The organism is Streptomyces sp. NPDC127092 (assembly GCF_042722475.1).
GTDB lineage: Bacteria > Actinomycetota > Actinomycetes > Streptomycetales > Streptomycetaceae > Streptomyces.
The window spans coordinates 339-5,224 of the sequence record NZ_JBHXFE010000094.1; the positions used below are offsets into that span (position 1 = coordinate 339).

Annotated in this window: 7 protein-coding genes; 5 read left to right on the plus strand and 2 right to left on the minus strand. The window is 65.5% G+C overall.

The window, feature by feature from the left end; genetic code table 11:
• From moaCB to ACFWJO_RS37200, 4 genes are all read left to right on the plus strand, one after another.
• Positions 1-947 (plus strand): bifunctional molybdenum cofactor biosynthesis protein MoaC/MoaB (moaCB, locus tag ACFWJO_RS37185; protein WP_386872533.1); only part of this gene is annotated, 947 nt, incomplete at its 5' end.
• Positions 940-1,353, plus strand: a complete 414-nt coding sequence (locus tag ACFWJO_RS37190; RefSeq protein WP_020628091.1) for a molybdenum cofactor biosynthesis protein MoaE — start codon at positions 940-942, stop codon at positions 1,351-1,353. The genes moaCB and ACFWJO_RS37190, both read left to right, overlap by 8 nt.
• A 184-nt stretch (positions 1,354-1,537) precedes the next feature.
• On the plus strand, positions 1,538-2,041 hold the full coding sequence (locus ACFWJO_RS37195) for a redoxin domain-containing protein (RefSeq protein ID WP_020624684.1): 504 nt from the start codon (positions 1,538-1,540) through the stop codon (positions 2,039-2,041).
• A gap of 238 nt (positions 2,042-2,279) precedes the next feature.
• Entirely contained in the window at positions 2,280-2,678 is a 399-nt protein-coding gene (locus ACFWJO_RS37200; protein ID WP_141762460.1) for a hypothetical protein, read from the plus strand.
• Between the two features lie 122 nt (positions 2,679-2,800).
• On the opposite strand, the gene ACFWJO_RS37205 is transcribed toward ACFWJO_RS37200, so the two are convergent.
• A complete protein-coding gene (locus tag ACFWJO_RS37205; RefSeq protein WP_020625377.1) occupies positions 2,801-3,037 on the minus strand; it encodes a MoaD/ThiS family protein in 237 nt (78 codons plus the stop codon).
• 2 nt (positions 3,038-3,039) lie between these two features.
• A complete protein-coding gene (gene moaA / locus ACFWJO_RS37210; protein ID WP_386872539.1) occupies positions 3,040-4,077 on the minus strand; it encodes a GTP 3',8-cyclase MoaA in 1,038 nt (345 codons plus the stop codon).
• A 235-nt stretch (positions 4,078-4,312) separates the two neighbouring features.
• On the opposite strand from moaA, the gene ACFWJO_RS37215 reads away from it, so the two are divergent.
• Positions 4,313-4,886 (plus strand): molybdopterin-dependent oxidoreductase (locus tag ACFWJO_RS37215; RefSeq protein WP_386872537.1); only part of this gene is annotated, 574 nt, incomplete at its 3' end.

Genomic DNA, 4,886 nt, shown 5'->3' on the forward strand with positions numbered 1-4,886 from the left:
TGCCGCACCTCGACGATCACGGCCGATCGCGGATGATCGACATCGGCGGGAAGGCGATCACTCGGCGCACGGCGATCGCGACCGGCCGCCTCGACACGACACCGGCGGTGCTGGAACTGCTCGCCGCCAACCAGCTGCGCAAAGCAGACGCGCTCCCGACAGCGCGGGTCGCGGGCATCCAGGGCGCCAAGCGCACCAGCGAACTTGTACCCCTCGCGCACACATTGCCCCTGGAGTCCGTCACCGTGGACTTCGAGCTCAGCACCTCATCGGTGGAGATCCGGGCCACGGTCGCAGCGACGGCGAAGACTGGGGCCGAGATGGAAGCCCTCACCGCCGTCGCCATCGCCGGTCTCGCTCTGCACGACATGATCAAGTCCGTCGATCCGGCCGCCGTGCTCGGAGACATCCACCTCATCGAGAAGACCGGAGGAAAGCGCGGGCACTGGGTTGCAGGCGCATCCGTGCCCGCAGACCACGGACAGGCGGTCGTGATCGTCTCCTCAACGAGCACCGCGGCCGGTACGCGCGAGGATCTCACCGGTCCGGCAATCGCAGGCTGGCTTCGCGACCACGGGTATCAGCCAGACGAGCCCGTCGTTGTCGCTGACGCGGATATCTATCAGGCGCTCACGGATGCTCTCACCAGCGAGCCGGTATTGATCGTCACGACCGGCGGCACCGGGGTGCATCCCGAGGACCGCACCCCCGAGGCGACGAGCGCGGTGATCGAGAGAGCACTTCCCAGCATCGCCGAGGCCATCCGTGCAGCGGGCCGCGCGGCGACGCCGACAGCCTCGCTCAGCAGGGCGCTTGCAGGGATCGCCGGACGCACGATCGTCATCAACCTGCCTGGATCGCCACGCGGCGTGGAAGACGGCCTCATCGCACTGGAGCCGCTCTTGCCACACCTGCACGACCAGCTGGCCGGCGGCGGACATGCCTGACCCGATCGGTTTCGTCACCGCTGCTCCGCTGGACAAGACGCAGCTGGAAACACGGATACGCAGTAGGAAGAACGGGGCGGTGGTCACCTTCGAAGGCATCGTGCGCGACCATGATCACGGAGAGGACGTCGGCTCTCTCGACTACGAGGCGCACCCCGACGCGGAACGAATCCTCATCGACGTGTGCACGAGGATCGCTCAAACCACGGACTGCGATGTCGTCGCCGCTCACCGCATCGGTCACCTCGAGATCGGCGACGTCGCACTGGTCACGGTCGTCGCCGCCCCGCACCGGGCAGAGGCGTTCGCCGTCTGCGGGAACCTCGTCGACGCGATCAAGGCAGAGGTTCCGATCTGGAAGCACCAGCACTTCACCGACGGCAGATCGGAGTGGGTGGGGTTGTAGATACACCGCACGACCTAGCGAACCCGCCGGGTGAACGATGGTGCAATCACCGAGGAAAGAGGCGCCAGATGACTGGCATTGAGACTGAAGCACACAACTTTCATGGCAACCGACTTCCCCCGTCAGAAGCCGCCCGCGTCGCACCCACCGATGCGGCCGCTCGGACCGTTCTTGCGAGCCTCTGATGTCGTTGCTGCGTGGTGGTGATGCGTTCCCCGCCCTCGAGCTGGTCGAGGTGGGAGGCACACGCCGAACGATCCCGGCCGTATTCGCCGGGCAGTACGGCGTGGTTCTCTTCTCTCGCGGGGCAGGCTGCCGGCCTTGCGTGGAGCAGCTGCGTGCGTTCCAGCGCGGCCTACGACGCTTGTCCGCCGCGGGTATCGCTGTCGTCGCGGTGACTGCGGACGAGGAGCCGATAACCGCGGAGCTCGTGGCGCGCTATGGGCTGACTTTTCCGATCGGACACAGCACCGATGTGGGGCAGATCGCGGCCGCGACCGGAGCGTTCGTCACCGTGGACCCGCCGCAGTTGCAGACGACCGGATTCGTGCTGGATCCCGATGGGACGGTCGTGATCAGCGTGTACTCCTGCGGAACGTTGGGACAACTCGTTCCCGACGATGTCCTCGAACTCATCCGGGAGTTGCCTCAGCATGCGGATGCGAATCGGAAGCGGGCAGACCGATGAAAACCATCGATGCCATCTCGAGAGCGCGGATGCAGACCGCTGCGAGAGCAGTCGGCAAGGATGTGCGCAACCAGAACAGGATGCAGACACATCCTCTCTTGATCGTTCCGCCGGAGAAGCGACGTTGACCTCGTCTCCGAACGCCTCAGGTGCCACTGGGACAGCCGTCTGGGAGGAGCTCGCTCAGGAGGTCCTCAGCAGAAACCCACGCGGCCGGATACTCGTCGCCATCGACGGCGTGGACGCTGCAGCCCGCATGCACTTCGCCGACGCCCTGGCGGCAGCGCTGCGTGCAGTGGGACGTCACGCGACTCGTCTCAGCGCGGCCCCGTTCACGGACGATGACGCCGTCCGAACCATACTGCGCATGTTCCGCCACAACGGACCTGAGAGCGAGCTCGCTGCCGCGCCTGAGGACAGGATGCTGATTGTCGACGGTTGGTCACTGCTGCGCTCTAGCCTGCGCTCGGCGTGGCACTTCACCGTCTTCCTCGACGGCGGTGAGCCGGCGCACCCAGACACCCATGAACGGCATCTCCGCTACATGCGCGAGGACATTCCACGCGAATCATCCGATGCCGTGTACGAGGTGAGCGACAGCATGCATCCCCAACGCTTGTACTTCGATTCCTGCTGAGACAAGGATCTGGGCAGCACCGCGGTCGTCTCACGTAAGAGGATGGCAGCGCAGGAGACGAATGCAGTTCACGACACGTGGACCCCCGCGGTGGATCGGACCTCAGCCGCTTGTGGTTTGGCTCAGCCGCCGGAGAACGGGGGCAGCACGTCCACCTGCGCGGAGACCGGTCGCGCGGGATCGCGTGAGGCGATGCCGTCGACGAGGAATGTCCCCTTTGCGATCACCGGCTCGAGTGCCGGGTGAGCTGTGAGGAGCGCGTCCTTCGCCTCTCCGAGGGTCGTCGCCTCGACGTGCTCTTCTTCGCAGCCAGCCGCTTCAGCGGCGGCTGCGAAGTATCGGACGAGTATGCGTGACATCGTCAGCCTCCGATCGCTCCCATGGAACGGGCCGGTCGACGAAAGCTCTTCTCTTCCATCCCGTGCCCAGCCTGTTTGTCCCACATCGTCGCCCGCCAGGCGTCGGCGATAGCGGCATCGTCTGCTCCACTTCGCAGCATCGTGCGCAGGTCTGTCTCGTCGTCTCCGAACAGACAGGAACGTACCGAGCCTTCGGCTGTCAGCCTGGTTCGGTCGCACGCGTCGCAGAAGCTGCGTGTGACGGACCCGATGATGCCGACGGTGGCCGGGCCTCCGTCGACGAGCCACTCCTCTGCGGGAGCGGACGGGTCTTCACGCCCGGCCGGGGTCAGCCGGTATCGGCGTCCGAGCACAGACAGAAGTTCTTCGGCGGAGACGAGGTGGTCTCTGCGCCATGTCTGATCTGCATCCAGCGGCATCTGTTCGATGAACCGCAACCGCACGCCGTTGGCAAGCGCCCACGCCAGCAGGTCGGGCGCATCCGCGAGGGTCTCGCGCAGCGCCACCGCGTTGATCTTGATCGGGCTGAGCCCTGCGTGCTGTGCCGCCTCGATCCCCCTGAGCACGGCAGGCAGGCGATCGCGTCGGGTGACAGCGGCGAAATGCTCGCGGTCGATCGTGTCCAGCGACACGTTGATCCGCGTCAGTCCAGCCTCCACAAGCTGCGGCGCCTTGCGGTCGAGGCCGATCCCATTGGTCGTCATCGACACCGGCAGGCCGGGCACGGCTGTCGTCGTCTGGCGCACGATCCCGACCAGATCAGGTCGCGTAAGCGGCTCGCCGCCGGTAAAGCGCACCTCACGGACTCCGAGATCGTGGACGGCTATGGTGACCAGACGCGCGATCTCTTCCGGAGTCAGCAACTCCCCGCGAGGGACGATGGGCAGGCCTTCCGCCGGCATGCAGTATGTGCAACGCAGTGAGCAGGCGCTTGTGATCGATACGCGCAGGTCTCGCGCGATGCGCCCGAACCTGTCCACGAGAAACGGTGTCTCGGGTCGGCCGACCGTCGAGCGCGCGCGATGGCGAACGGTCGGCATGCCGAGCGCAACAGGGCACATGGTCACAGACTTCTTCTCGATGCTTGCGGGGGGGGCGAGGTCGCCCGGTGGGGCGTCCTGTTCCACAGTGTGGTCGGCACAGTGGCCCGTTTTCACGCCGGGGACTCATCACCTGCAGTCATGGGCAAGTTCCGCGCAGGACCAGGCGATCAGCGAGAGAGCTCCCGCAATATCGTCGGTGGTGTACAGCCAGAGAAGACGGAAGGGGCGATGTATGTCGTTCACTACTCGCGGATTCGCGGGACGCCGGCGTGGACCCGATGATCAGCTCCCTCCGGGACAGACGCTGTTCGACAACTGGCCGGTGCTCACCGCCGGTCCCACCCCCTATGTCGATACCGAGACGTGGGATTTCGCCATCCTCGATGAAACCGGTACCGAGCATCACTGGAACTGGGAGCAGTTCCTGGCGCTCGGTGCCGAGGACATCACGGTCGACATCCACTGCGTCACGCACTGGTCCAAGCTCGACATGGCCTGGCGCGGGGTGAGCCTGGACAAGCTGTTCGAGAACGTCGAGACATCCCATGACTACGTCATGGCGCACTCCTACGGCGGCTACACCACGAATGTGCCGCTTGAGGATCTCCTGGATGGCAAGGCCTGGATCGCGACCGAGGCCGAAGGCGCACCGCTCGACGCAGAACACGGCGGGCCGGCACGTCTCCTGATCCCGCATCTGTACTTCTGGAAGAGCGCGAAGTGGGTCCGGGCATTGACGATGATGCCGACGAACGACCCTGGGTTCTGGGAGCAGAGCGGCTATCACATCTACGGTGATCCGTGGA

Bases quoted from the DNA above. Each gene is read 5' to 3' on its own strand.
- ACFWJO_RS37190 (WP_020628091.1), top strand. From the start codon at position 940: ATGCCTGACCCGATCGGTTTCGTCACCGCTGCTCCGCTGGACAAGACG.
- ACFWJO_RS37195 (WP_020624684.1), top strand. From the start codon at position 1,538: ATGTCGTTGCTGCGTGGTGGTGATGCGTTCCCCGCCCTCGAGCTGGTC.
- ACFWJO_RS37205 (WP_020625377.1), bottom strand. From the start codon at position 3,037: ATGTCACGCATACTCGTCCGATACTTCGCAGCCGCCGCTGAAGCGGCT.
- moaA (WP_386872539.1), bottom strand. From the start codon at position 4,077: ATGCCGACCGTTCGCCATCGCGCGCGCTCGACGGTCGGCCGACCCGAG.